Source organism: Pseudomonas fluorescens (genome assembly GCF_002022275.1).
GTDB lineage: Bacteria > Pseudomonadota > Gammaproteobacteria > Pseudomonadales > Pseudomonadaceae > Aquipseudomonas > Aquipseudomonas fluorescens_AJ.
On the sequence record NZ_MSDF01000059.1, the window covers coordinates 76,467 to 100,601 of the forward strand.

A 24,135-nucleotide genomic window follows, 5' to 3' on the forward strand; every position below is an offset into this window, starting at 1 on the left:
CTTTAGACTGGGCTCCAACGCTTATTAGCCGAGGAGCCAGTCATGGGTTTGCTGATCGAAGGACACTGGAAAGACCAGTGGTACGAAAGTAGCGCAGATGGCGCATTCCAGCGCGAACAGGCCCAGCGCCGCCATTGGGTGACTGCCGATGGCGCGCCCGGGCCGAGCGGCGAAGGCGGCTTCAAGGCCGAGGCCGGGCGCTATCACCTCTATGTGTCCCTCGCCTGCCCGTGGGCCCATCGCACCTTGATTATGCGCAAACTCAAAGGGCTGGAAGGCCTGATCGACGTGTCCGTGGTCAGCTGGCTGATGCTGGAAAACGGCTGGACCTTCGACAAGGCCCACGGCTCAACCGGCGACAAGCTGGATCATTTCGACTTCATGCACCAGCGCTACACCGCCGACACTGCCGACTACACCGGCCGCGTAACCGTGCCGGTGCTGTGGGATAAAAAGCTGAAGCGCATTGTGAGTAATGAGTCAGCGGAGATTATCCGCATGTTCAACAGCGCGTTTAACGCGTTGACCGGCAATACACTGGATTTCTACCCCGAGGCGCTGCGTCCGGCTATCGACGCCTTGAACGATCGCATCTATCCCGCCGTGAACAATGGGGTTTATCGCGCAGGCTTCGCCACTTCGCAGCAGGCGTATGAAAGTGCGTTTGATGATGTGTTTGCTGAGCTGGATCACCTGGAACAGCATTTGGCTGACCATCGTTACCTGGCCGGCGAGTACCTGACCGAAGCCGATGTGCGCCTGTTTACCACGCTGATTCGCTTTGATGCGGTGTATTACAGTCACTTCAAGTGCAACTTACGCAGGATTGCCGATTATCCGAACTTGTCGAACTGGCTAAGGGAGTTGTATCAGTGGCCGAGGGTAGCCGAGACGGTGGATTTTGCGCATATCAAGGGGCATTACTATGCGAGTCACCGCACGATCAACCCGACGGGGATTGTGCCCAAAGGCCCGATGCAAGCGTTTGATGCCGAACATGATCGGGAGCGATTGAGCGGTAAAGGCGTCTGGAACTGATACCACCCTATCCCTGTGGCGAGCGGGCTTTCTGTGGCGAGCGGGCTTGCCCCGCGTTGGGCTGCGTAGCAGCCCCAATAAAAACACCGCGTTCTGTCTGGCAGAACGCGGTGTCTGGTTTTAGGGCTGCTACGCAGCCCAACGCGGGGCAAGCCCGCTCGCCACAGGAAGCCCGATCGCCACAACAGGCGCTCTCGTCATACCAGCAGTGTTAAACCTCAGACTGAGCGCCTTCAAACCACTTCAGCTTCTCACGCAACACCACCACTTCACCCACGATCACCAGTGTCGGCGCATGCACTTCATGCTCCGCCACCATGCGCGGCAAGTCCGCCAGGGTGCCGGTGAACACGCGTTGGTTTGACGTGGTGCCCTGCTGGATCAACGCCGCCGGGGTATCTGCGGCACGTCCATGCTTGATCAGCTGTTCGCAGATGATCGGCAAACCGATCAAACCCATGTAGAACACCAGGGTCTGCGAAGGCCCAACCAGGTCATTCCAAGGCAGGTCCGAGGTCCCGTCCTTCAAGTGCCCGGTGATAAACCGCACGGATTGCGCATAGTCACGGTGGGTCAGCGGTATCCCGGCATACGCCGCGCAACCACTGGCCGCCGTAATGCCCGGCACCACCTGGAATGGAATACCGTGGGCTGCCAATTCCTCAATTTCTTCACCACCGCGCCCGAAGATAAACGGGTCACCGCCCTTGAGGCGCAGCACGCGCTTGCCTTGTTTGGCCAGGTCCACCAATTGCTGATTGATCTGGTCTTGCGGCACCGCATGATCGGCGCGGCGCTTGCCGACATACACACGCTCGGCGTCGCGACGGCATAGCTCAAGAATCGCAGGCGCCACCAAGCGGTCATACAGCACCACGTCGGCTTGCTGCATCAAGCGCAGGGCACGAAAGGTCAGCAGGTCCGGATCACCCGGGCCTGCGCCCACCAGGTAAACTTCACCTGGCGCATGCGGCGGCTTGCCGTTGACCTTTTCGATCAACAGACGCTCGGCTTCATGACCCTGCCCGGCCAACTGGCGGTCAGCAATCGGGCCTTGAAACACCTCTTCCCAGAACGCGCGGCGTTGCTGCACATCCGGGTACAACCCTTTGACCTGGGCACGAAAACGCGCCGCCAACCCGGCCAATTGGCCGTAGGTGGACGGAATCCAGGTTTCCAGCTTGGCCCGAATCAAGCGTGCCAGCACCGGCGCATCGCCGCCGCTGGACACAGCAATCACCAAGGGTGAACGGTCGACAATTGCCGGGAAGATCACGCTGCACAAGGCGGGCGCGTCCACCACATTGACCGGCACGCAACGGCGCTTGGCATCACCAGAGACTTGCGCGTTCAGTGGCTCGTCGTCGGTGGCCGCGATGATCAGGGTGCAACCGTCGAGGTCGGCCTCCTGATAACCGCGCATCATCAATTCCCCGCCACTGCCCAGCACCAGTTCACGCAACTGGTCTTCAATCTGGGGAGCAACCACCCGCAGCAACGCACCGGCGTCGGCCAGCAGCCGGGATTTGCGCAAGGCAATCTCCCCGCCACCGACGACCAACACACGACTGCCGCGCAGGTTATGAAACAGCGGCAGAAATTCCATTTAGCCGATGACCTCAACGCCCGCCATGTAAGGCTTGAGCACCTCAGGTACGCGGATCGAACCGTCAGCCTGCTGGTAGTTTTCCAGCACGGCCACCAGGGTACGGCCTACGGCCAAACCGGAACCGTTAAGGGTGTGCACCAGCTCCGGCTTGCCGGTTTCCGGATTACGGAAACGCGCCTGCATGCGACGCGCCTGGAAATCACCACAGTTGGAGCACGACGAAATTTCGCGGTACTTGTCTTGGCTCGGCACCCACACTTCGAGGTCGTAGGTCTTCACAGCGCTGAAACCCATGTCGCCGGTGCACAGCGCCAATACGCGGTACGGCAGCTCCAGCAGTTGCAGGACGCGTTCGGCGTTGGCGGTCAGGCCTTCCAGGGCTTCCATCGAGGTCGACGGCTCAACCACTTGCACCATCTCGACCTTGTCGAACTGGTGCTGGCGGATCATGCCACGGGTGTCGCGACCCGACGCGCCAGCTTCACTACGGAAGCACGGGCTATGGGCCACAAATTTGATCGGCAGTTGCTTGGCGTCGAGGATCTCGCCGGCCACGATATTGGTCAGCGAGACTTCGGCCGTCGGGATCAGGTACAGGTCAGCTTCACCGTCGCGGCTGATCTTGAACAGGTCTTCTTCGAATTTCGGCAACTGGCTGGTGCCCATCAGTGCCGGGGCCTGCACCAGGTACGGCGTGTAGGCTTCTTCGTAGCCATGTTCGGCGGTGTGCAGGTTGATCATGAACTGCGCCAGGGCACGGTGCATGCGCGCGATCGGGCCTCGTAGCAAGGCAAAGCGTGCGCCGGACATTTTTGCCGCGGTTTCGAAATCCAGGCCACCGGTCAATTCGCCCAGGGCGACGTGGTCCTTGATCTCGAAATCAAAGGCTTTCGGCGTGCCCCAGCGGCGCACTTCGACGTTGCCGTCTTCGTCTGCACCAACCGGCACGGAGTCGTGCGGGATGTTAGGGATGCCCAGCAAGATCGAGTCCAGCTCGGTCTGGATCTTGTCCAGCTCGACCTTACCCTCGGACAGCTCGGTGCCCATGCGCTCGACGTCAGCCATCAGCGGCGCGATGTCTTCGCCGCGCTGCTTGGCCTGACCGATGGATTTGGAACGTGCATTGCGCTCAGCCTGCAGTGCTTCGGTGCGGGTCTGGACGGTCTTGCGCTGTTCTTCCAGCGCTTCGATGCGCGCGACATCCAGGGCAAAGCCACGGGAAGCCAGGCGGTCCGCTACGTCCTGAAGGTTGCTACGTAACAGTTTGGAATCGAGCATGTCGGTCTCTCGTTTATCAAAGTTTGGTCAAGGACAGGCCAGCCCAGGTGGCGAGCAGCCCGCCGAACACGCTGATGCCCAGGTAACCGAAAGCTACCAGGGCTTGCCCGCTTTCGAGCAGGCGCAGCGTGTCCAGTGAAAAGGATGAAAAGGTCGTCAGACCGCCTACAAAGCCGACAATCAAGCCGGCGCGAATTTCAATCGGCACTTCCGGGCGCAACAGGAACCAGCCGTACAGCAAGCCGATGATCAAACAGCCCACCAGGTTGACCGCCAGGGTCGCCGCATAAAAATGCTTCGGCCAATTGGCGCTGACCCACGTACCGGTGGCGAAACGCAATAATGTACCAGCGATGCCGGCTACGGACACGGCAAGAATCGTCTTGAGCACTACTTTCTCCGCTGTTTGGGACTGAGTCGATCGAGTTGCGCGAGATGGTTGAGCTTTTCACCGATCTTCAGCTCCAGGCCACGGGGCACTGGCTGGTAGAACGGCTGCGGCTCAAGGTCATCGGGGAAGTAGTCTTCACCGGCGGCATAGGCGTCCGGTTCATCGTGGGCATAACGGTATTCGTCGCCGTAGCCCAACTGTTTCATCAGCTTGGTCGGCGCGTTGCGCAGGTGCAGCGGCACTTCCAGCGAACCGTGTTCGGCCGCCGCGCGCAGTGCGGATTTGAAGCCCATGTACACCGCGTTGCTTTTCGGCGCGCAGGCCAGATACGTAATGGCCTGGGCCACCGCCAGCTCGCCTTCCGGGCTGCCGAGGCGCTCCTGCACTTCCCAGGCGGCCAGGCACAAACTCAGGGCGCGCGGGTCGGCGTTGCCGATGTCTTCGCTGGCCATACGTACTACGCGGCGCGCGAGGTACAGCGGGTCGCAGCCGCCGTCGATCATGCGTGCAAACCAGTACAGCGCGCCGTCGGGGTTGGAACCGCGCACGGATTTGTGCAGTGCAGAAATCTGGTCGTAAAAGGCTTCGCCGCCCTTGTCGAAGCGCCGGCGCGTGTCGCCGAGCAAGCTTTGCAGGAGGTCGACGCCAATCTCGCTGTTGTCTTCGGCCAGGTCGGAGGCGTTCTCCAGCAGATTCAGAAAGCGGCGCCCATCGCCATCGGCGGCGCTCATCAGAATCTTGAAGCCTTCGTCGCTCAGGCTCAGTTGGCGCTTGCCCAAGCCCTTGTCTTCGCTCAACGCGCGCTGCAACAGCTTGCGCATCGCCGCTTCGTCCAGGCTCTTGAGCACATAGACCCGCGCCCGCGACAGCAAGGCGTTATTGAGTTCAAACGAAGGGTTTTCAGTGGTGGCGCCGATAAAAATCAGCGTGCCGTCTTCCACATAAGGCAAAAACGCATCCTGCTGCGACTTGTTGAAGCGGTGCACTTCGTCGACGAACAGGATGGTGCGCTTGCCGTATTGCCCGGCCTGCTGCTTGGCCACCTCAACGGCTTGGCGAATCTCTTTGACACCGGCGAGTACGGCCGAGACGGTTTCGAAGTGCGCATCCGAGACTTTCGCCAGCAGCCGCGCCAGGGTGGTCTTGCCCACGCCCGGCGGCCCCCAGAAAATCATCGAGTGCAGCGCACCCTGCTCCAGGGCTTCGCGCAGAGGTTTGCCGCGAGCGAGCAGGTGTTCTTGCCCGACGTACTCGTCCAGGTTGGTCGAGCGCAAGCGCGCGGCCAAAGGTTGAGAGATCGGGTCAGTTCGAAACAGGTCCATGGGCAGCGTTTGAAACCTCTGAGCGGGTTATTCCTGGATCACGTCGGCACCCTTGGGGATGACGAACTTGAACTTGGAGGCATCGACAACACCATTGGCCTTGACCCCGGAGAACAGGATATCGGTGCGCTGGCCGACGCTGTCGATCAGGCGCATGTTGTTGATCACACCGTTGCTGAATGACAGGTTCAGGCTGTCAAACAGCGTGTCCTTGGATTTGGGCTTGAGGGTGAACTCAATCACGTTGCTGGTTTGCTTGGCGGTGATGTCAAAGCTGTCGCTGATCTTCGACACATCGCCCGACAGCAGCAGCGCCGGGGTCTGGTTCAGGCGCGGGTCAAGCTTCTTGATGGTTGCCTGCTCCAGGTCCGGGTCCCACAGAGTGACTTTCTGGCCGTCGGAGACGATGGTCTGCTCGTTTGGCGCGTCGGTTTTCCAGTAGAACAAACCCGGGCGCTGTACGGCCATTTCACCGGCCGTTTGCTGCAACTGAGTGCCGCCGCCGTCCAGGGTGAGCTGGGAGAAGCGCGCCGTCAGGGTCTTGGATTTGTCCAGCAGGTTGGTCAGGCTGGCGACGGAGGCCGGGTCGGCGTGCGCCGAAACAGCGGTCAGGGCCAGTGCCGGCAACAACAGCATGCGGATAAGACGCATGGGAGTCCTCATTGAGTGGTCAAGGCACGCCGCGTGCTGCCACGCGGCGCGGGATCAGTCGCGCATCTGCCCGGGGGCGATGACTTCACGCGAGCCGTTGGTGTTCATGGCGGTTACGACGCCCGCGTTTTCCATCGATTCAATCATGCGGGCGGCGCGGTTGTAGCCGATCTTCAGCTTGCGTTGCACCGCAGAAATGGACGCACGACGACTTTCGAGCACGAAGGCCACGGCCTCGTCGTACAGCGCGTCGGTTTCAGCATCGTCGTCACCACCACTGCCGCCGTCGAAGCCGCTGCCGGCCTCTTCAACACCGGCGAGGATGTCGTCGTTGTATTCAGGCGCGCCGCGCAGTTTCCAGGCTTCCACCACACGGTGAACTTCGTCATCGGACACGAAAGCGCCGTGTACACGGATCGGAAGGCTGGTGCCGGGTGGCATGTAGAGCATGTCACCGTGGCCCAGCAATTGCTCGGCGCCGCCCTGGTCGATGATGGTCCGCGAGTCGATCTTGCTCGACACCTGGAACGCCATACGCGTCGGAATGTTGGCCTTGATCAGACCGGTGATGACATCTACCGACGGACGCTGGGTCGCGAGAATCAAGTGAATACCGGCGGCACGCGCCTTTTGCGCGATACGGGCGATCAGCTCTTCAACCTTCTTGCCGACGATCATCATCATGTCTGCAAATTCGTCGACCACCACCACGATGGTCGGCAGCTTGGTCAGCAGCGGCGCTTCGTCGTGAATGCTTTCGCGCTTGTACAACGGGTCGCTCAGCGGCGTGCCAGCGTCCTGGGCTTCCTTGACCTTGGCGTTGAAGCCGGACAGGTTTCGTACGCCCATCTTCGCCATCAATTTGTAGCGCCGCTCCATCTCGGCCACGCTCCAGCGCAGGGCGTTGGCGGCGTCTTTCATGTCTGTCACAACCGGGCACAACAGGTGCGGAATGCCTTCGTAGATCGACAATTCAAGCATCTTCGGGTCGATCATGATCAGCTTGGCGTCATCCGGGCCGGATTTGAACAGGATCGACAGGATCATCGCGTTCACACCCACCGACTTACCGGAACCGGTGGTACCGGCGACCAGCAAGTGCGGCATTTTCGCCAGGTCGGTGATCACCGGCTTGCCGCCGATGTCGTGACCCAGGGCCAGGGTGACCGGCGATTTGAAGTTGTCGTATTCCGGGGTCGACAGCACTTCGGAAAAGCGCACGATCTGGCGGTCTTCGTTGGGAATCTCGATACCCACGGTGGTCTTGCCAGGAATGACTTCCACCACACGCACGCTGGTCACGGCCAGGGAACGCGCCAGGTCTTTTGCCAGGTTGGAAATGCGGCTGACCTTGACGCCGGCGGCTGGCTGGATTTCGTAACGGGTGATCACCGGGCCGGGGTGGATCGAATCCACCGTGACTTCAACACCAAACTCCTTGAGTTTGATTTCCAGCAGGTGGCCTACGGCCGCCAGGGATTCCGGGGAATAGTTGAGCTGTTTCTTTTCGGCCGGGTCGAGGATCGAGATTGGCGGCAAGGTGCCTTCGACGGCGCTGTCGACAAACAGCGGCGCCTGTTTCTCTTTCTGCACGCGGGCACTCGGCTCGGGGGCCTTGGTTGGTGCCGGGGCGATGACTGGCGGCACCTGCTTCTCGCGGTCCGACATGTGCTTGCTCAGGGCCTGCTCGCGCTCGATCAAGCGTTCCTTGACCTTGGCCTGCTCGCGCCGGTCCGGCGTACTCGGGGCCACCACTTCGTTGACGCGGGTATCGACCTCGCGCAATTGCGCAACCATACGCTTACGGTCGACCCGGGCCGACCACCAGCGGTTGGCTGCGCCCTGAAACAATTCCAGCAGGTCGAGGGTGATCTTGCCGGTCACGTCCATCACCTTGAACCACGACAGGTCGGTGAACACCGTGAGGCCGAACAGGAACAGCGCAATAAACATCAGCGTGCTGCCCTGGATATTCAGGGTTCTGCGCGCCAGGTCGCCGAGGCTTTCGCCCAGGGCGCCACCCGCGCCGGCAGGCAGGCCGGTGGGTGCGTGGAAATGGATATGTGCCAGGGCCGCGCCGGACAACACCAGGAACACCAGGCCGATCAGGCGCCAGGAGAACAGCCAGCCGCTCCACTGCCACGGCTCGTGACGCTGGCGGAAGATCTGCCAGGTCTTGATCGCCAGCAACAGCGGGAAGATGTAAGCGAAGTAACCCAGCACCATAAACAGGATGTCGGCGCTGTAGGAGCCGGCAGGCCCGCCGAAGTTCTGCACGTCTTCGATCTTGCTGTTGTGGCTCCAGCCCGGATCGTCCTTGCCATAGGTGAGCAAGGCCATCATCAGGAACAGGCACAGGGCGCCGATGGCGATCAGCGCGCCTTCCTTGAGTCGGTAATGCAGGTGCTGGCGCCAGGCCGGCACAACTGCTGCTTTAGGTGTTGCGGCGGATTTCTTCAAAACGGGTCTATTCCTGCGCCTTTAGCGCGTCCATCTGTTGAATGACTGCAAATACTGCCCACTCCGGGCAGGTGAAAAATGAACGAGCGTCGTTGAAACTACTTTTAACACCGGGTGATGAATCGGTGAAATGGCGATAACGCCACAATGGCCGCATTGTACGGGTTTGCGTCGGCGATGCCACGTACTTGCCCCTCACCCGGCAGCATAGACAATCAAGCTGTCACAGCCTGTTCAATTTGAGCATGCATTGTCTTTGCTGACAAAGGCTTATGAGCTGTTTTTAGCAATCAAGGCCAGCTTGGCAAATAGCCTGCACCCCGCGGACCCGATTACGACCACGCCTCAGGCACAGAGTTGCAGAAACACCCGTTCACGCTAATCCTCGCCGATACCCGATTCGGGCTGGCCCCAGAGCGCTGCGTCGACAATAATCCCCCCCACGGCGGCAGGTGAGAGTGCTGCCACTCCCCTCCCCTACCGTAAGCCTGGATGCCATGCTGACCTGGTTGCAACGCGACTCCCTGACATTTCCGCCGCTGGCCAAGGCCATGCGCGAACCCAATGGCCTGCTGGCCGCCGGCGGCGACCTGTCGGCCGAGCGGCTGATCCAGGCCTACCGCCATGGCTGCTTTCCGTGGTTTTCGGAGGGCCAGCCGATTCTGTGGTGGTCGCCCGACCCACGCACAGTGATATTCCCCGACGAACTGCATGTGTCGCGCAGCCTTGGCAAATTATTGCGCCAGCAGCGTTACACCGTGACGTTCGACCAGGACTTCGCAGCCGTCATCCAGGCCTGCGCGGCGCCGCGCGCGTATGCCGATGGCACCTGGATCACCGAAAGCATCCAGAACGCCTACCTGGAGCTGCACCGGCGCGGCTATGCGCACTCGGTTGAGGTGTGGGACAACGACGAACTGGTGGGCGGCCTCTACGGCCTGGCAATGGGCCAATTGTTCTTTGGCGAATCCATGTTCAGCCGCGCCGACAACGCCTCCAAATTCGGCTTCGCTACCCTCACCCGGCAATTGCAGGCGTGGGGCTTTGTGCTGATTGACTGCCAGATGCCCAATGATCACTTGCATAGCCTCGGTGCCCGCGCCATACCACGGGATGACTTCGTGGGCTTTTTACACGACCATCTGGATCAACCCAGCTCTGGACCGTGGGTTTCCTAGGCGACTTCCCCGCACCTGGCTTACACTTATTTCAAAGCTTATCCCGAGGGTTGATCATGACCGAGCTGGCGCGCTTGAAGTTCTATGCCACTCAAGCCCACTCTTGCAGCTATCTGCCCGACGAGCAGGCCACCACGTTGTTCCTGGACCCCAGCCAGCCCATGGACGTGCACGTGTACGCCGACCTTTCGGAAATGGGTTTTCGGCGCAGCGGTGATCACCTGTACCGCCCACACTGCCAAAACTGCAATGCCTGCGTTCCTGCGCGCATCCCTGTCGCGCAGTTTTTGCCGGACCGGAATCAGAAGCGCATTCTCAAGCGCAATGCCGACCTGACGGTGACTGCGACCAAACCGCACTTCAGCGAAGAATATTTCGACCTTTACCAACGCTACATCGAACAGCGCCACGCCGACGGCGATATGTTCCCGCCCAGCCGCGACCAGTTTTCGACATTCCTGGTGCGTGACCTGCCGTTTTCACGCTTCTATGAATTTCGCCTCGACGGCCGCTTGGTCGCTGTCGCTGTGACCGATTTGCTGCCCAACGGCCTCTCGGCGGTCTACACCTTCTACGAGCCTGCCGAAGAACGCCGCAGCCTGGGGCGCTTTGCCATCCTGTGGCAAATTGGCGAAGCACTGCGTCTGGAACTGGAGGCGGTGTACCTCGGTTACTGGATCAAAAACTGCAAAAAGATGAACTACAAGACCCAATATCGCCCCATAGAACTGCTGATTAATCAAAGATGGGTCACGCTTAACTAGAACCCCTTGGCTTGAACACCCTTTTTCGGGCACAATGCACGCCGCTTTTGCCTGGCGCAGTTGCACCGGGCCATTCACTGGATACCGAGGGCTTTACTGCATGTCGAAAGAAGACAGCTTCGAAATGGAAGGCACTGTCGTCGACACCCTGCCCAACACCATGTTTCGTGTGGAGTTGGAAAATGGGCACGTCGTAACCGCGCATATCTCCGGCAAGATGCGCAAGAACTACATTCGTATTCTTACCGGTGACAAAGTGCGCGTCGAGCTGACGCCCTATGACTTGAGCAAAGGGCGCATCACTTACCGCGCTCGCTAAGCAAGTCAATACAAAACGCCCGGTTATGCCGGGCGTTTTTGTGTGCGTGGGATTTATCAGACACCAAATGACCCATGTGGGAGCTGGCTTGCCTGCGATAGCGGTGTGTCAGCCAAATAGTTCTTCTCTGACCGACCGCCATCGCAGGCAAGCCAGCTCCCACATTTAGTCTCTATTGTCTTGAGGGCCACACTCCAAAATATAGAGGCAGCAAAAAGGCGCCTTTCGGCGCCTTTGCTTTTTCAGCTATCGATCAGGCCATCTCAGCCGTGGTTTCGAATTCGAAGGTCAGCTCGCCGTCCTTCAAGTCGATATGCACCACGCCACCATGGTCCGAAAGCTCGCCAAACAGGATCTCTTCGGCCAATGGCCGTTTGATCTTGTCCTGGATCAGACGTGCCATTGGGCGTGCGCCCATTGCCGCGTCGTAGCCACCTTCGGCGATCCAGCTGCGCGCCGCTTCCGTCACATCCAGCTGCACGCGCTTGTCTTCCAGCTGCGCTTGAAGCTCGGTGAGGAACTTGTCCACCACGCTTTTGATGACCTCATGGCTGAGGCGACCAAACTGGATAATGGTGTCCAGACGGTTGCGGAATTCCGGCGTAAAGCTCTTCTTGATCACTTCCATGGCATCGGAAGAGTGATCTTGATGAGTAAAGCCGATGGAAGCCCGCGCGGCCGTTTCGGCACCGGCGTTGGTGGTCATGATCACGATCACGTTGCGGAAGTCCGCTTTGCGCCCGTTGTTGTCGGTCAGCGTGCCGTGGTCCATCACCTGCAGCAGCAGGTTGAAGACTTCCGGGTGCGCCTTCTCGATTTCATCGAGGAGCAATACGCAATGCGGCTGCTTGGTGATCGCCTCGGTCAACAAACCGCCCTGATCAAACCCGACATAGCCCGGAGGTGCACCGATCAGGCGCGACACGGTATGGCGCTCCATGTACTCGGACATGTCGAAACGCACCAATTCAATGCCCATGGCCTTGGCCAACTGACGCGCCGCTTCGGTCTTGCCGACGCCGGTCGGGCCTGCGAACAGGAACGAACCCACGGGTTTGTCTGGCGACTTGAGGCCCGCACGCGACAGCTTGATCGCGGTGGACAACGCGTCGATGGCCGCATCCTGACCAAACACGGTCAGCTTGAGGTCACGTTCCAGGTTACGCAGCAGTTCTTTATCGGAACTGTTGACGTGTTTAGGCGGAATACGCGCGATCTTCGCCACGATGTCCTCGACCTGAGGCACGTCGATGCGTTTCACACGTTTCTCGACCGGCTGCAGACGCTGGTAAGCACCCGCCTCGTCGATCACGTCGATGGCTTTGTCGGGCATATGGCGATCGTTGATGTAGCGCGACGCCAGCTCAGCCGCTGCACGCAGCGCTTCATCGGTGTATTCGATGCCATGGTGCGCTTCGAAACGCCCCTTGAGCCCACGCAGGATACTGATGGTGTCTTCAACCGAAGGCTCGGACACGTCGACTTTCTGGAAGCGACGCGCCAGGGCACGGTCTTTCTCGAAGATGCCGCGGAATTCCTGGAACGTGGTCGAACCGATGCAGCGGATATCACCCGACGACAGCAGCGGTTTGAGCAGGTTGGAGGCATCCATCACGCCACCGGACGCCGCACCGGCGCCAATAATGGTGTGAATCTCGTCGATAAACAGGATCGCCTGCGGGCGTTTTTTCAGTTCGCCGAGCAGCGCCTTGAAGCGCTTCTCGAAATCGCCACGGTACTTGGTCCCGGCGAGCAAGGCGCCCAGGTCCAGGGAGTAGACGACACTGTTGGCCAACAGGTCAGGCACCTGGTTGTCGACAATGCGCTTGGCCAGGCCTTCGGCAATCGCGGTTTTACCCACGCCCGCCTCACCCACCAGCAACGGATTGTTCTTGCGACGACGCGCGAGGATCTGCGCTACGCGCTCAACCTCAAGCTCACGCCCCACCAGCGGATCAATCCGCCCCTGGCGCGCCAGCTCATTGAGGTTGCTGGCATAGGCATCCAGCGGGTTGCTTGAAGAAGAAGACTCACCGCCCTCGTCGTCCTGCATATCCTGCTCACCCTCGGAGTGATCGCCGTGCCCAGGCACTTTGGAGATACCGTGGGCGATGTAGTTGACGACATCGATCCGGGCAACGCTCTGCTGTTTAAGCAGGAACACTGCCTGGCTTTCCTGTTCGCTGAAAATCGCCACAAGCACGTTGGCGCCTGTGACTTCTCGCTTACCGGAGCTCTGCACATGGAACACGGCACGCTGAAGCACGCGCTGGAAGCCCAGGGTTGGCTGGGTTTCACGGTCTTCATCGTGGACGGGAATAAGTGGCGTAGTGGAGTCGATAAACTCCTGCAGGTCATGCTTGAGTTTGTCGAGGTTGGCGCCGCACGCACGCAAAACGGTGGCGGCAGCTTCATTATCCAAAAGTGCCAGCAGCAGGTGCTCGACGGTCATGAATTCATGACGCTTCGAACGGGCCTCCTTGAAGGCAAGATTGAGGGTGACTTCGAGCTCGCGGTTTAACATAGCTTCACCTCATACCCAAGTGGTCGGCGTTAACCGTCCTTCTCGATTTCACAGAGTAGCGGATGCTGGCTTTCCCTGGCGTACTGGTTGACCTGCATGGCCTTTGTCTCGGCGATGTCGCGGGTAAACACTCCACATACTGCCCGTCCTTCTGTGTGAACGGCCAGCATTACCTTGGTCGCCAACTCGCGGTTCAGGTTAAAAAACACCTCGAGCACTTCGACGACGAAATCCATCGGTGTGTAGTCATCGTTGAACAAAACCACCTTGTACATAGGCGGCGCCTGTAAAGCAGGTTTGGCCTCCTGAACAGCAATGCCTGCAGAACCGTCGTCATCGTGTTCCTGATCCGGGCGATCCTGATTGAATGTTAGTCGAATCTGGCTGTTTGCATGCATGGAAAGAATGGTTCGTCAGTGGTTCAAATACGGTGATGGGGGCGACCTGTCAGAATTTCAACTCTGACCGTCTGGTCGCCTTGACTATCGGTGAAACGGTGTTACAACCAATAGAACCCACAGTGGGTAAAAAAGGTCCGCGCAGTCAACCTTAATTTATTCGGGTTAGGACGGATAAACTGGATGATACTCCAGTGATGGAGTCTGGTGCAGAGGGATATGGCTATGGCTAGCGGTAAGGTCAAGTGGTTCAACAACGCCAAGGGTTACGGCTTCATCAACGAAGACGGCAAAGAAAGCGAAGACTTGTTTGCGCATTACTCGGCGATCAAATTGGAAGGATATAAAACGCTAAAAGCCGGCCAAGCGGTTTCATTTGAGATTACTCAAGGGCCGAAGGGCTTGCACGCTGTGAATATCCAGGCGCTCATCTCCACCGGCGCCTCCCTGGAAGGCCACGCTCAAAAATCAGAAAAGCAACTGGCTTGATCAGCCACTGAGCGAGCACCCATTAAAAAGCCAGCCACTCCATTTCACAGGGGTGGCTGGCTTTTTATGCTCTTACATTACATATGCGAAATCAGCGCATCCCCGAAGCCCGACGACGACACCAACTTGGCGCCGTCCATCAGACGCTCGAAGTCATAGGTCACCGTCTTGGCCGAAATCGCGCCATTGGTGCCCTTGATAATCAAATCAGCCGCTTCGGTCCAGCCCATGTGCCGCAGCATCATTTCTGCCGACAAAATCAGCGAACCCGGATTTACTTGGTCCTTGCCCGCGTATTTCGGCGCAGTGCCGTGGGTAGCTTCGAACATCGCCACGGTATCGGACAAGTTAGCGCCCGGCGCAATACCGATACCACCCACTTCTGCCGCCAGCGCATCGGACAGGTAGTCGCCATTGAGGTTAAGGGTCGCAATCACGTCATATTCGGCCGGGCGCAGCAGGATCTGCTGGAGCATCGCATCGGCAATGGCGTCCTTGACCACCACATTCTTGCCGGTTTTCGGGTTCTTGAACTGCATCCACGGGCCGCCATCGAGCAGGGTCGCGCCGAATTCCTTCTCGGCAATACCGTAGGCCCATTCTTTAAAGGCACCCTCGGTAAACTTCATGATGTTGCCTTTGTGCACGATGGTCAGCGAATCGCGGTCGTTATCCACTACATATTGAAGGGCTTTACGCGCCAGGCGCTCGGTACCCTCTTTGGAAACCGGCTTCACGCCAATCCCGCAGTCCTGATCGAAGCGGATCTTGGTCACGCCCATCTCTTCTTTCAGGAACTTGATGACCTTGATCGCTTCCGGTGAACCGGCTTTCCACTCGATCCCCGCGTAAATGTCTTCGGAGTTTTCACGGAAGATGGTCATGTCCACATCGCCCGGCTTCTTGACCGGGCTGGGCACACCTTCAAACCAGCGCACCGGGCGCAGGCACACATACAGGTCGAGCTGCTGACGCAGAGCCACGTTCAGCGAACGGATACCGCCCCCGACCGGCGTGGTTAGCGGGCCCTTGATGGACACCACGTAATCCTTGACCGCATCCAGGGTTTCCTGGGGCAGCCACGTATCCTGGTCGTAAACTTGCGTAGCCTTTTCGCCCGCGTAAACCTCCATCCAGGAGATTTTGCGCTTGCCGCCGTAAGCCTTTTCAACGGCTGCGTCGACCACCTTGATCATCACCGGACTGATGTCGACGCCAATACCGTCGCCCTCTATATAAGGGATGATCGGCGTGTCAGGAACATTGAGAGAATGGTCTGCATTGACGGTGATCTTCTCGCCGACTGCCGGAACCTGAATCTTCTTGTATCCCATGTTGGACTCCATCTATGGATTGAACATCTGGCTGCGTTCGAGCCTACTCCAGATAAATGGCGACTGAAACCTCACGCCAGGCTCATTTGCATCGAAAACAGCACGTTTAGTCGCCTACAAGCCTGAGTCAGAGGGCAAAATCGCCAATCTTGAGCACATCGTGCTCTCGCGAGCACCAGCACCTGCCTGCGACCTTTAGACCAATGGACGACACACCTTTTGTATGAAGGCTCGGCGTAAGCATAGTGACCTATGTATAATGCCGCCGCTGACCCAAGAGTCACGACGGCGGACCGCTCTAAATCGAAGCCTTCCGCCAGAAAGCAGGACTATTACAATAGTCCACCCGCTTGACGCTCGACTGATGCAACCCAACATCACCGCGAAGAAACCTCGACATTTCGCTCATGGATGACTTTGAACGAACGCGCTCCACCCGGCGCATCTCGAGTTTCTGCGCACGCTTTCAGCAAAGAAGAGAGTTAATCCGAATATGCCCACCCGCTCGAAGATCATCTACACCTTCACTGACGAAGCCCCAGCCCTCGCCACCTATTCACTGCTGCCTATCGTAGAGGCCTTCACCGCTTCAGCTGATATTGCTGTGGAAACCCGCGACATCTCCCTTGCCGGGCGCATCCTCTCAAGCTTCCCCGAGCAACTGGGTGCCAAAGCCGTACCGGACCACCTCGCCGAACTGGGCGACCTGGCCGTGACGCCTGAAGCCAACATCATCAAGCTGCCTAACATCAGTGCCTCGACCCCTCAGCTGCAAGCTGCGATCAAGGAACTGCAGGCCCTGGGCTACGCCCTGCCGGACTACCCGGAAACCGTAACCACCGACGCGGAAAAAGAAACCCGCGCACGTTACGACAAGGTCAAGGGCAGCGCCGTGAACCCGGTACTGCGCGAAGGCAACTCCGACCGCCGCGCACCGCTGTCGGTCAAAAACTACGCACGCAAGCACCCGCACAAAATGGGCGCCTGGGCTGCAGACTCCAAGTCGCACATCGCGCACATGAGCAACGGCGACTTCTACGGCAGCGAAAAAGCCGTGCAGATCGACGCCGCTGATGCTGTCAAAATCGAGCTGATCGCTCAGGACGGCACCGCGACCGTTCTGAAAGAAAAGACCTCGGTACAAGCCGGCGAGATCATCGACACCGCCGTATTGAGCAAGAAAGCCCTGCGCGCATTCATCGCCGCTGAAATCGACGACGCCAAGAAACAAGGCGTACTGCTGTCGGTTCACCTGAAAGCCACCATGATGAAGGTCTCCGACCCAATCATGTTCGGCCAGATCGTTGCCGAGTTCTATAAAGACGCCCTGGCCAAGCACGCTGACGTGCTGGCCCAGATCGGCTTTAACCTGAACAACGGCATCGGCGACCTGTACGCTCGCATTAAAGCCTTGCCGGCCGAGCAACAAGCGCAGATCGAAGCTGACATTCAGGCGGTCTACGCCGCTCGCCCATCGCTGGCGATGGTCAACTCCGACAAAGGCATCACCAACCTGCACGTGCCGAGCGACGTGATCGTTGACGCCTCGATGCCGGCCATGATCCGTGACTCCGGCAAAATGTGGGGCACCGACGGCCAGCTGCACGACACCAAGGCCGTGATCCCGGATCGCTGCTACGCCACCATTTACCAAGCGGTCATCGAAGACTGCAAGGCTAATGGCGCTTTCGACCCGACCACAATGGGCAGCGTGCCAAACGTTGGCCTGATGGCGAAGAAAGCCGAAGAGTACGGCTCGCACGACAAGACCTTCCAGATCAAGGCTGACGGCGTAGTCCGCGTCACCGACAGCAAGGGCACCGTGCTGATGGAACAGGCTGTTGAAGCCGGCGACATCTTCCGCATGTGCCAGACCAAAGACGCGCCGATCCAGGATTGGGTCAAACTGGCCGTCAACCGTGCCCGCGCCAGCAACACCCCGGCCATTTTCTGGCTGGACCCACAGCGCGCACACGATGGCGTCGTGGTCGAAAAAGTTCAGGCTTACCTGAAAGACCACAACACCGAAGGCCTGGACATCCGCATCATGTCGCCGGTCGACGCGATGAAGTTCACCCTGGAACGCACCCGCAAGGGCCTGGACACCATCTCGGTGACCGGTAACGTGCTGCGTGACTACCTGACCGACCTGTTCCCGATCATGGAACTGGGCACCAGCGCCAAGATGCTGTCGATCGTGCCGCTGATGAATGGCGGTGGCCTGTTCGAAACCGGCGCCGGTGGTTCGGCGCCGAAACACGTGCAGCAGCTGGTGGAAGAGAACTTCCTGCGCTGGGATTCCCTGGGCGAGTTCCTGGCCCTGGCCGCCTCCCTTGAGCATTTGGGCGTGACGTACAACAACCCGAAAGCCCTGGTACTGTCCAAGACCCTGGACCAGGCCACCGGCCAGTTCCTCGACAACAACAAGTCGCCATCGCGTAAAGTCGGCAACATCGACAACCGCGGCAGCCACTTCTACCTGGCGCTGTACTGGGCTCAAGCCCTGGCTGCCCAGACCGAAGACACTGCACTGCAAGCGCAGTTTGCCGAGCTGGCCGAAACCTTGACCGCGAACGAAGCAACCATCGTTGCCGAGCTCAACGCGGTACAGGGCAAGCCAGTGGACATCGGCGGTTACTACTCGCCGAACCCTGAGCTGACAAGCAAAGCCATGCGCCCAAGCAACACCCTCAACGCGGCCATTGCCAAGTTGAAGTAAGGTTGTAAGGATGCAAAGAAGCCCCGGCCCCGTGCCGGGGTTTCTGTTTCCGGACACTGCAGTCTCACTGAATAAACCGGTTCAAAATGTGGGAGCGGGCTTGCTCGCGAATGCGGTGGATCAGTCAACATTTGCAGTGACTGACACTCCGCCTTCGCGAGCAAGCCCGCTCCCACACTGACTGCAATCCAACCCAAAGACTGCATCACATCTTGAACCGAGGTTTTAAATGATCTGGCAACCCCACATCACCGTCGCCACCATCGTCGAAGACAACGGCCGCTTCCTCATGGTCGAAGAACTCAAGGGCGGCCGCGCCGTACTCAACCAGCCCGCCGGCCACCTCGACCCGAACGAAACCCTGACCGACGCCGCCGTACGCGAAACCCTCGAAGAAACCGGCTGGGACGTCGAAGCCACCGGCATCGTCGGCATCTACCTGTATACCGCCCCCAGCAACGGCGTGACCTACCAGCGCGTGTGCTTCATCGCCAAAGCCCTGAAACACCACCCGGATTATCAACTCGACGAAGGCATCCTGCGCGCCCGCTGGCTGACCCGCGACGAGCTCATGGCCTTGCGCAGCGACTGGCGCAGTGAACTGATCATCCGCTGCATCGATGATTATTTGGCTGGCCAGCGCCACAGCCTCGAATTGATCCGCCCTTCTCTTTAGCCTTGAAGGCCTGAGCCTGATAGAATCGCGTCCTTTTTCAAGACACCCGTTGAAACCCTATGCGTGATCCAGCCCCTTCTGACATACAAAAGAAGCGCGTCATCGTCGGCATGTCCGGCGGCGTGGATTCTTCCGTTTCCGCCGTTCTGCTCATGGAGCAGGGTTATGAGGTGGAAGGCCTGTTCATGAAGAACTGGGAAGAAGACGATGGAACGGAATATTGCACCGCCATGGACGACCTGGCAGACGCCCAGGCCGTGTGCGACAAGATCGGCATCAAGCTGCACACCGCCAACTTCGCCGCTGAATACTGGGACAACGTGTTCGAGCACTTCCTGGCCGAATACAAGGCTGGCCGTACGCCGAACCCGGACATCCTGTGTAACCGCGAAATCAAGTTCAAGGCGTTCCTCGACTACGCCATGATCCTTGGCGCCGACCTGATTGCCACTGGCCACTACGTGCGCCGCCGCGACATCGATGGCCGCACCGAGCTGCTCAAAGGCCTGGACCCGAACAAGGATCAGAGCTACTTCCTGCACGCCGTCGGTGGCGAACAGATCGCCAAGACGCTGTTCCCGGTCGGCGAGCTGGAAAAGCCCGAAGTGCGCAAGATCGCCGAACAACACGGCCTGGCCACTGCCAAGAAAAAGGATTCCACCGGGATCTGCTTTATCGGCGAGCGCCGTTTCAGCGATTTCCTCAAGCAATACCTGCCGGCGCAACCGGGCGAAATCAAAACCACCGAGGGCGACGTTATCGGCCGCCACCATGGCCTGATGTACCACACCATCGGCCAGCGCCAGGGCCTGGGCATCGGCGGCTTGAAAGACGCCGGTGAAGAGCCGTGGTACGTGCTGGTCAAGGACCTGGAACACAACGAGCTGATCGTTGGCCAGGGCAACGAGCACCCGCTGTTGTTCTCCGGCGCCCTGCTCGCTTCGGACATCTACTGGGTCAACCCGATCGACCTGAGCACGCCGCGTCGCCTGACGGCCAAAGTGCGCTATCGCCAGAGCGACCAGCCGTGCACCCTGGAAAAAACCGCCAGCGGCTACCGCGCCACGTTCGATGACCCGCAACGCGCGGTCACCCCTGGCCAGTCCGTGGTGTTCTACGACGGCGAAATCTGCCTGGGCGGCGGCGTGATTGAAATCGCTGAAGCCTGGAGCAACCCGGCATGAGCCCGACCCAGGAGCAGTTGACGGCACTCGGCGGGGTTTTCCTCGCCGCCGTGCTGGTGGACAAGATCGCCAAGACCGGCCAGGTTACGGAAGCTGGCCTGACGTGCATGCTCGGCAGCCTGCTGATCCGCGACCCCAAGGACACCCTGGAAGTCTACGGCGGTGATGACCTGGCGCTGCGCGAAGGTTACCGCGCGCTGGTCGGCGCCCTGGAGCGCGACCCCAGCACCCTGCAGCGCGAACCATTGCGCTACGCCCTGTCGATGCTGGGCCTTGAGCGCCAGCTGGCAAAACGTGATGACCTGCTCGAAACCATCGGCAAGCGCCTGCCGCAGATCCAGTCACAGGTGGAACACTTCGGCCCGGCCCACGAAAACGTGGTCGCAGCCTGCGGTGCGCTGTACCAGGACACCTTGAGCACCCTGCGCCAGCGCATTCAGGTGCATGGCGACATGCGCAACCTGCAGCAACCGAACAACGCCTCGAAAATCCGCGCCCTGCTCCTGGCCGGTATTCGTTCGGCACGGTTGTGGCGCCAGTTGGGCGGTCATCGCTGGCAGCTGGTGATCAGCCGACGCAAATTGCTTAAAGAGCTTTACCCGTTGATGCGCAACGAATAAGTCGCACCGACAGAACATTTCAAGCCGTTACGCGTAATACGCCGGTCAGTTGGCAACGGACCGGCGGATTTTTTCATGTATGATACGCGCCCCATTTCGTTGCCCGACTGTCCGAGAACACCCCATGCAGCTCTCTTCGCTCACTGCGGTTTCCCCTGTTGACGGCCGCTACGCCGGCAAAACCCAGGCCCTGCGCCCTATTTTCAGCGAATACGGCTTGATCCGTGCTCGTGTTCTGGTTGAAGTGCGCTGGCTCCAGCGCCTGGCCGCTCACCCTGCCATCAGTGAAGTGCCGGCGTTTTCCGCCGAAGCCAACGCTGTATTGAACACCCTGGCAGAAAACTTCTCCCTGGAGCACGCCGAGCGTGTGAAAGAGATCGAGCGCACCACCAACCACGACGTAAAAGCCATTGAGTACCTGCTCAAAGAACAAGCGGCCAAACTGCCGGAACTGGCCCAGGTCAGCGAGTTCATCCACTTTGCCTGCACCAGCGAGGACATCAACAACCTGTCCCACGCCTTGATGCTGCGCGAAGGCCGTGATGACGTGATGCTGCCGCTGATGCGCCAGACCGCCAATGCCATCCGCGAACTGGCTATCCGCTTTGCCGACGTGCCAATGCTGTCGCGCACCCACGGCCAACCGGCTTCGCCGACCACCCTGGGCAAAGAGCTGGCCAACGTGGTGTACCGCCTGGAGCGTCAGATCGCTCAAGTCGCCGCCGTGCCACTGCTGGGCAAGATCAATGGCGCCGTGGGCAACTACAACGCCCACCTGTCGGCCTACCCGGAGATCAACTGGGAAGAAAACGCCCGCGCCTTCATCGAAGACGAGCTGGGCCTTGGTTTCAACCCTTACACCACGCAGATCGAGCCGCACGACTACATCGCCGAGCTGTTCGACGCGATTGCGCGCTTCAACACCATCCTGATCGACTTCGATCGCGATATCTGGGGTTACATCTCCCTGGGCTACTTCAAGCAGCGCACCATTGCCGGTGAAATCGGTTCGTCGACCATGCCGCACAAGGTCAACCCGATCGACTTCGAAAACTCCGAAGGCAACCTCGGCATCGCCAATGCCCTGTTCCAGCACCTGGCCAGCAAGTTGCCGATCTCCCGCTGGCAGCGCGACCTGACCGACTCCACCGTCCTGCGCAACCTCGGTGTGGGCTTCGCTCACAGCGTGATCGCGTACGAAGCCAGCCTCAAAGGCATCAGCAAGCTGGAGCTCAACGCACAGAAAATCGCCGCTGACCTGGACGCGTGCTGGGAAGTCTTGGCCGAGCCGATCCAGACCGTGATGCGCCGCTACAACATCGAAAACCCGTACGAAAAGCTGAAAGAATTGACGCGCGGCAAGGGCATTACCTCTGAAGCGCTGCAAACTTTCATCGATGGCCTGGACATGCCAGCCGCGGCCAAGGCCGAGTTGAAACTGCTCACCCCGGCCAACTACATCGGCAACGCTGTAGAGCAAGCCAAGCGCATCTGATCATCGCAAGACCCTTTGAGACGCCCGGCCGCGCCGGGCGTTTTTATTCCAGTCTGAAAAGTGCTCTCTTTCAATAGGTTACACATGAATCCTGATATCCCTCTTCAACTTCTGGGCGGCATCACGGCGCGGGAATTCCTGCGCGACTACTGGCAGAAAAAACCGCTGCTGATCCGCCAGGCCATCCCGGATTTCGAAAGCCCGATCGACGCCGACGAACTGGCAGGTTTAGCCCTGGAAGAAGAAGTCGAATCGCGCATGGTGATCGAGCACGGCGAGCGTCCTTGGGAGCTGCGCCGTGGCCCGTTTGCTGAAGACGCATTCAGCACCCTGCCCGAGCGCGAGTGGACCCTGCTGGTGCAGGCCGTCGACCAGTTCGTACCGGAAGTGGCCGAACTGCTGGAGCAGTTCCGCTTCCTGCCAAGCTGGCGCATTGACGATGTAATGATCAGCTTCGCCGCACCCGGCGGCAGCGTGGGCCCGCACTTCGACAACTACGACGTGTTCCTGCTGCAAGCCCAGGGCAAGCGCAACTGGAAGATTGGCCAGATGTGCAGCTCCGAAAGCCCGCTGCTGCAGCATGCCGACCTGCGCATCCTCGCCGACTTCGAAGAAAGCGCCGAATGGGTGCTGGAACCGGGCGACATGCTCTACCTGCCGCCGCGCCTGGCGCACTTCGGGATTGCCGAAGACGACTGCATGACCTACTCGGTGGGCTTTCGCGCACCGAGCGCCGCTGAAGTACTGACCCACTTCACCGACTTCCTCAGCCAGTACCTGACGGACGAAGAGCGCTACACTGATGCTGACGCACAGCCTGTCAGCGACCCGCACCAGATTCAGAGCGATGCCCTGGACCGCCTCAAAGGCCTGCTGGCCGAGCACATGAGCGACGAGCGCATGTTGCTGACCTGGTTCGGCCAGTTCATGACCGAGCCGCGCTACCCGGAAATGGTGGCAGGCGAGGAACTGGGCGAAGACGAGTTCATCAGCGCCCTGCAAGACGGCGCCATCCTGGTGCGCAACCCAAGTGCACGCATGGCCTGGTCGGAAGTCGACGATGACGTGCTGCTGTTCGCCAGCGGCCAGAGCCGTTACCTGCCAGGCAAGTTGCGCGAACTGCTGAAAATGATTTGCGCCGCCGACGCCCTGCATGCCGAAAACCTCGGCCCGTGGCTCGCGGATGAAGATGGCCGTGATTTGCTGTGCGAACTGGTCAAGCAAGGAAGCCTGGGTTTTGCCGATGAATAGACTTCACGTAAGTGTCGCGGACTGGCGAAAGGATATCGACGAGATTCGGCGCATTCGTGAGGCGGTGTTTATCGCCGAACAATCGGTTCCACCGGAGCTGGAATGGGACGCCGAAGACGCGGGTGCGGTGCACTTCCTCGCGTTTGAAGGCGACTTTCCGATAGGCACGGCGCGCTTGCTGCCCACCGGCGAAATTGGCCGCGTGTCGGTCCTCAAGGATTGGCGCGGGCTGAATGTCGGCGACAAGCTGATGGACGCGGTGATCGGCGTGGCCGAGAAACGCGGGCAAACCACGCAGTTCCTCAGTGCGCAGGTGTATGCGGCGCCGTTCTATGAGCGGCTGGGTTTCAAGATTGTCAGTGATGAGTTTCTTGAAGTCGGCATTCCGCATGTGGATATGGTGCGCGAGGGCTGACCTGACTCCCTGTGGCGAGC

General features: G+C 59.6%; 21 protein-coding genes. 12 read left to right on the forward strand and 9 right to left on the reverse strand.

From position 1 onward, the window contains the following. Positions 1-42 precede the first annotated feature (42 nt). Positions 43-1,038 carry a glutathione S-transferase family protein gene (locus BFW87_RS29720; protein ID WP_078743282.1) on the forward strand — a complete coding sequence of 332 codons (996 nt, stop codon included), beginning with the start codon at positions 43-45 and terminating at the stop codon, positions 1,036-1,038. A gap of 211 nt (positions 1,039-1,249) precedes the next feature. Here BFW87_RS29720 and cysG read toward each other — a convergent pair whose 3' ends face one another. From cysG to BFW87_RS29750, 6 genes are read right to left on the reverse strand one after another with little or no spacing between them, the layout of a single operon-like run. After that, positions 1,250-2,644 (reverse strand): siroheme synthase CysG, encoded by a 1,395-nt coding sequence (gene cysG / locus BFW87_RS29725; protein WP_078743283.1) that lies wholly within the window; start codon positions 2,642-2,644, stop codon positions 1,250-1,252. Beyond that, entirely contained in the window at positions 2,645-3,925 is a 1,281-nt protein-coding gene (serS, locus tag BFW87_RS29730; RefSeq protein ID WP_078743284.1) for a serine--tRNA ligase, read from the reverse strand. It abuts the gene before it with no gap. A gap of 16 nt (positions 3,926-3,941) precedes the next feature. Next, complete coding sequence (gene crcB / locus BFW87_RS29735) at positions 3,942-4,316, reverse strand: fluoride efflux transporter CrcB (protein ID WP_034098661.1); 375 nt, start codon at positions 4,314-4,316, stop codon at positions 3,942-3,944. Further along, the gene (locus BFW87_RS29740; protein ID WP_078743285.1) at positions 4,316-5,638 is read right to left on the reverse strand and encodes a replication-associated recombination protein A; all 1,323 of its coding nucleotides are present in this window, start codon (positions 5,636-5,638) and stop codon (positions 4,316-4,318) included. Before BFW87_RS29740 ends, crcB begins: the two co-directional genes overlap by 1 nt. A gap of 27 nt (positions 5,639-5,665) precedes the next feature. Beyond that, positions 5,666-6,289, reverse strand: coding sequence for an outer membrane lipoprotein chaperone LolA (gene lolA, locus BFW87_RS29745; RefSeq protein WP_078743286.1), 624 nt, complete (start codon positions 6,287-6,289; stop codon positions 5,666-5,668). Between the two features lie 54 nt (positions 6,290-6,343). Next, complete coding sequence (locus BFW87_RS29750; RefSeq protein ID WP_078743287.1) at positions 6,344-8,749, reverse strand: DNA translocase FtsK; 2,406 nt, start codon at positions 8,747-8,749, stop codon at positions 6,344-6,346. A 497-nt stretch (positions 8,750-9,246) separates the two neighbouring features. On the opposite strand from BFW87_RS29750, the gene aat reads away from it, so the two are divergent. The 3 genes from aat to infA all read left to right on the forward strand — a co-directional run bounded on the left by aat (position 9,247) and on the right by infA (position 11,010). Continuing rightward, complete coding sequence (aat, locus tag BFW87_RS29755) at positions 9,247-9,927, forward strand: leucyl/phenylalanyl-tRNA--protein transferase (protein WP_078743288.1); 681 nt, start codon at positions 9,247-9,249, stop codon at positions 9,925-9,927. A gap of 56 nt (positions 9,928-9,983) precedes the next feature. Then, positions 9,984-10,691 (forward strand): arginyltransferase, encoded by a 708-nt coding sequence (locus BFW87_RS29760; protein WP_078743289.1) that lies wholly within the window; start codon positions 9,984-9,986, stop codon positions 10,689-10,691. Positions 10,692-10,791: 100 nt separating this feature from the next. After that, positions 10,792-11,010, forward strand: a complete 219-nt coding sequence (gene infA / locus BFW87_RS29765) for a translation initiation factor IF-1 (RefSeq protein ID WP_002553999.1) — start codon at positions 10,792-10,794, stop codon at positions 11,008-11,010. A 253-nt stretch (positions 11,011-11,263) separates the two neighbouring features. Here infA and clpA read toward each other — a convergent pair whose 3' ends face one another. Further along, positions 11,264-13,534: an ATP-dependent Clp protease ATP-binding subunit ClpA gene (gene clpA, locus BFW87_RS29770; protein ID WP_078743290.1), complete on the reverse strand. Its 2,271-nt coding sequence runs from the start codon at positions 13,532-13,534 to the stop codon at positions 11,264-11,266. 29 nt (positions 13,535-13,563) lie between these two features. Then, the gene (gene clpS / locus BFW87_RS29775; RefSeq protein WP_005789091.1) at positions 13,564-13,932 is read right to left on the reverse strand and encodes an ATP-dependent Clp protease adapter ClpS; all 369 of its coding nucleotides are present in this window, start codon (positions 13,930-13,932) and stop codon (positions 13,564-13,566) included. A 219-nt stretch (positions 13,933-14,151) separates the two neighbouring features. Here clpS and cspD point away from each other — a divergent pair, with 219 nt between their 5' ends. Then, a complete protein-coding gene (gene cspD, locus BFW87_RS29780) occupies positions 14,152-14,421 on the forward strand; it encodes a cold shock domain-containing protein CspD (protein WP_303047339.1) in 270 nt (89 codons plus the stop codon). A gap of 77 nt (positions 14,422-14,498) precedes the next feature. On the opposite strand, the gene icd is transcribed toward cspD, so the two are convergent. Continuing rightward, on the reverse strand, positions 14,499-15,755 hold the full coding sequence (gene icd / locus BFW87_RS29785) for an NADP-dependent isocitrate dehydrogenase (RefSeq protein ID WP_078743292.1): 1,257 nt from the start codon (positions 15,753-15,755) through the stop codon (positions 14,499-14,501). Positions 15,756-16,248: 493 nt separating this feature from the next. Between icd and BFW87_RS29790 the strand changes: the two genes are divergently transcribed. From BFW87_RS29790 to BFW87_RS29820, 7 genes are all read left to right on the forward strand, one after another. Further along, positions 16,249-18,474, forward strand: coding sequence for an NADP-dependent isocitrate dehydrogenase (locus tag BFW87_RS29790; RefSeq protein WP_078743293.1), 2,226 nt, complete (start codon positions 16,249-16,251; stop codon positions 18,472-18,474). A gap of 229 nt (positions 18,475-18,703) precedes the next feature. Then, positions 18,704-19,150: an NUDIX hydrolase gene (locus BFW87_RS29795; RefSeq protein ID WP_078743294.1), complete on the forward strand. Its 447-nt coding sequence runs from the start codon at positions 18,704-18,706 to the stop codon at positions 19,148-19,150. 59 nt (positions 19,151-19,209) lie between these two features. After that, on the forward strand, positions 19,210-20,334 hold the full coding sequence (mnmA, locus tag BFW87_RS29800; protein WP_078743295.1) for a tRNA 2-thiouridine(34) synthase MnmA: 1,125 nt from the start codon (positions 19,210-19,212) through the stop codon (positions 20,332-20,334). Next, a complete protein-coding gene (gene hflD / locus BFW87_RS29805; RefSeq protein WP_078743296.1) occupies positions 20,331-20,954 on the forward strand; it encodes a high frequency lysogenization protein HflD in 624 nt (207 codons plus the stop codon). The genes mnmA and hflD overlap by 4 nt, the downstream gene beginning before the upstream one ends. 124 nt (positions 20,955-21,078) lie before the next feature. Next, a complete protein-coding gene (gene purB / locus BFW87_RS29810; protein WP_078743297.1) occupies positions 21,079-22,449 on the forward strand; it encodes an adenylosuccinate lyase in 1,371 nt (456 codons plus the stop codon). An 84-nt stretch (positions 22,450-22,533) separates the two neighbouring features. Next, the gene (locus tag BFW87_RS29815; protein WP_078743298.1) at positions 22,534-23,700 is read left to right on the forward strand and encodes a ribosomal protein uL16 3-hydroxylase; all 1,167 of its coding nucleotides are present in this window, start codon (positions 22,534-22,536) and stop codon (positions 23,698-23,700) included. Then, on the forward strand, positions 23,693-24,115 hold the full coding sequence (locus BFW87_RS29820) for a GNAT family N-acetyltransferase (RefSeq protein WP_078743299.1): 423 nt from the start codon (positions 23,693-23,695) through the stop codon (positions 24,113-24,115). The genes BFW87_RS29815 and BFW87_RS29820 overlap by 8 nt, the downstream gene beginning before the upstream one ends. Positions 24,116-24,135: the final 20 nt, after the last annotated feature.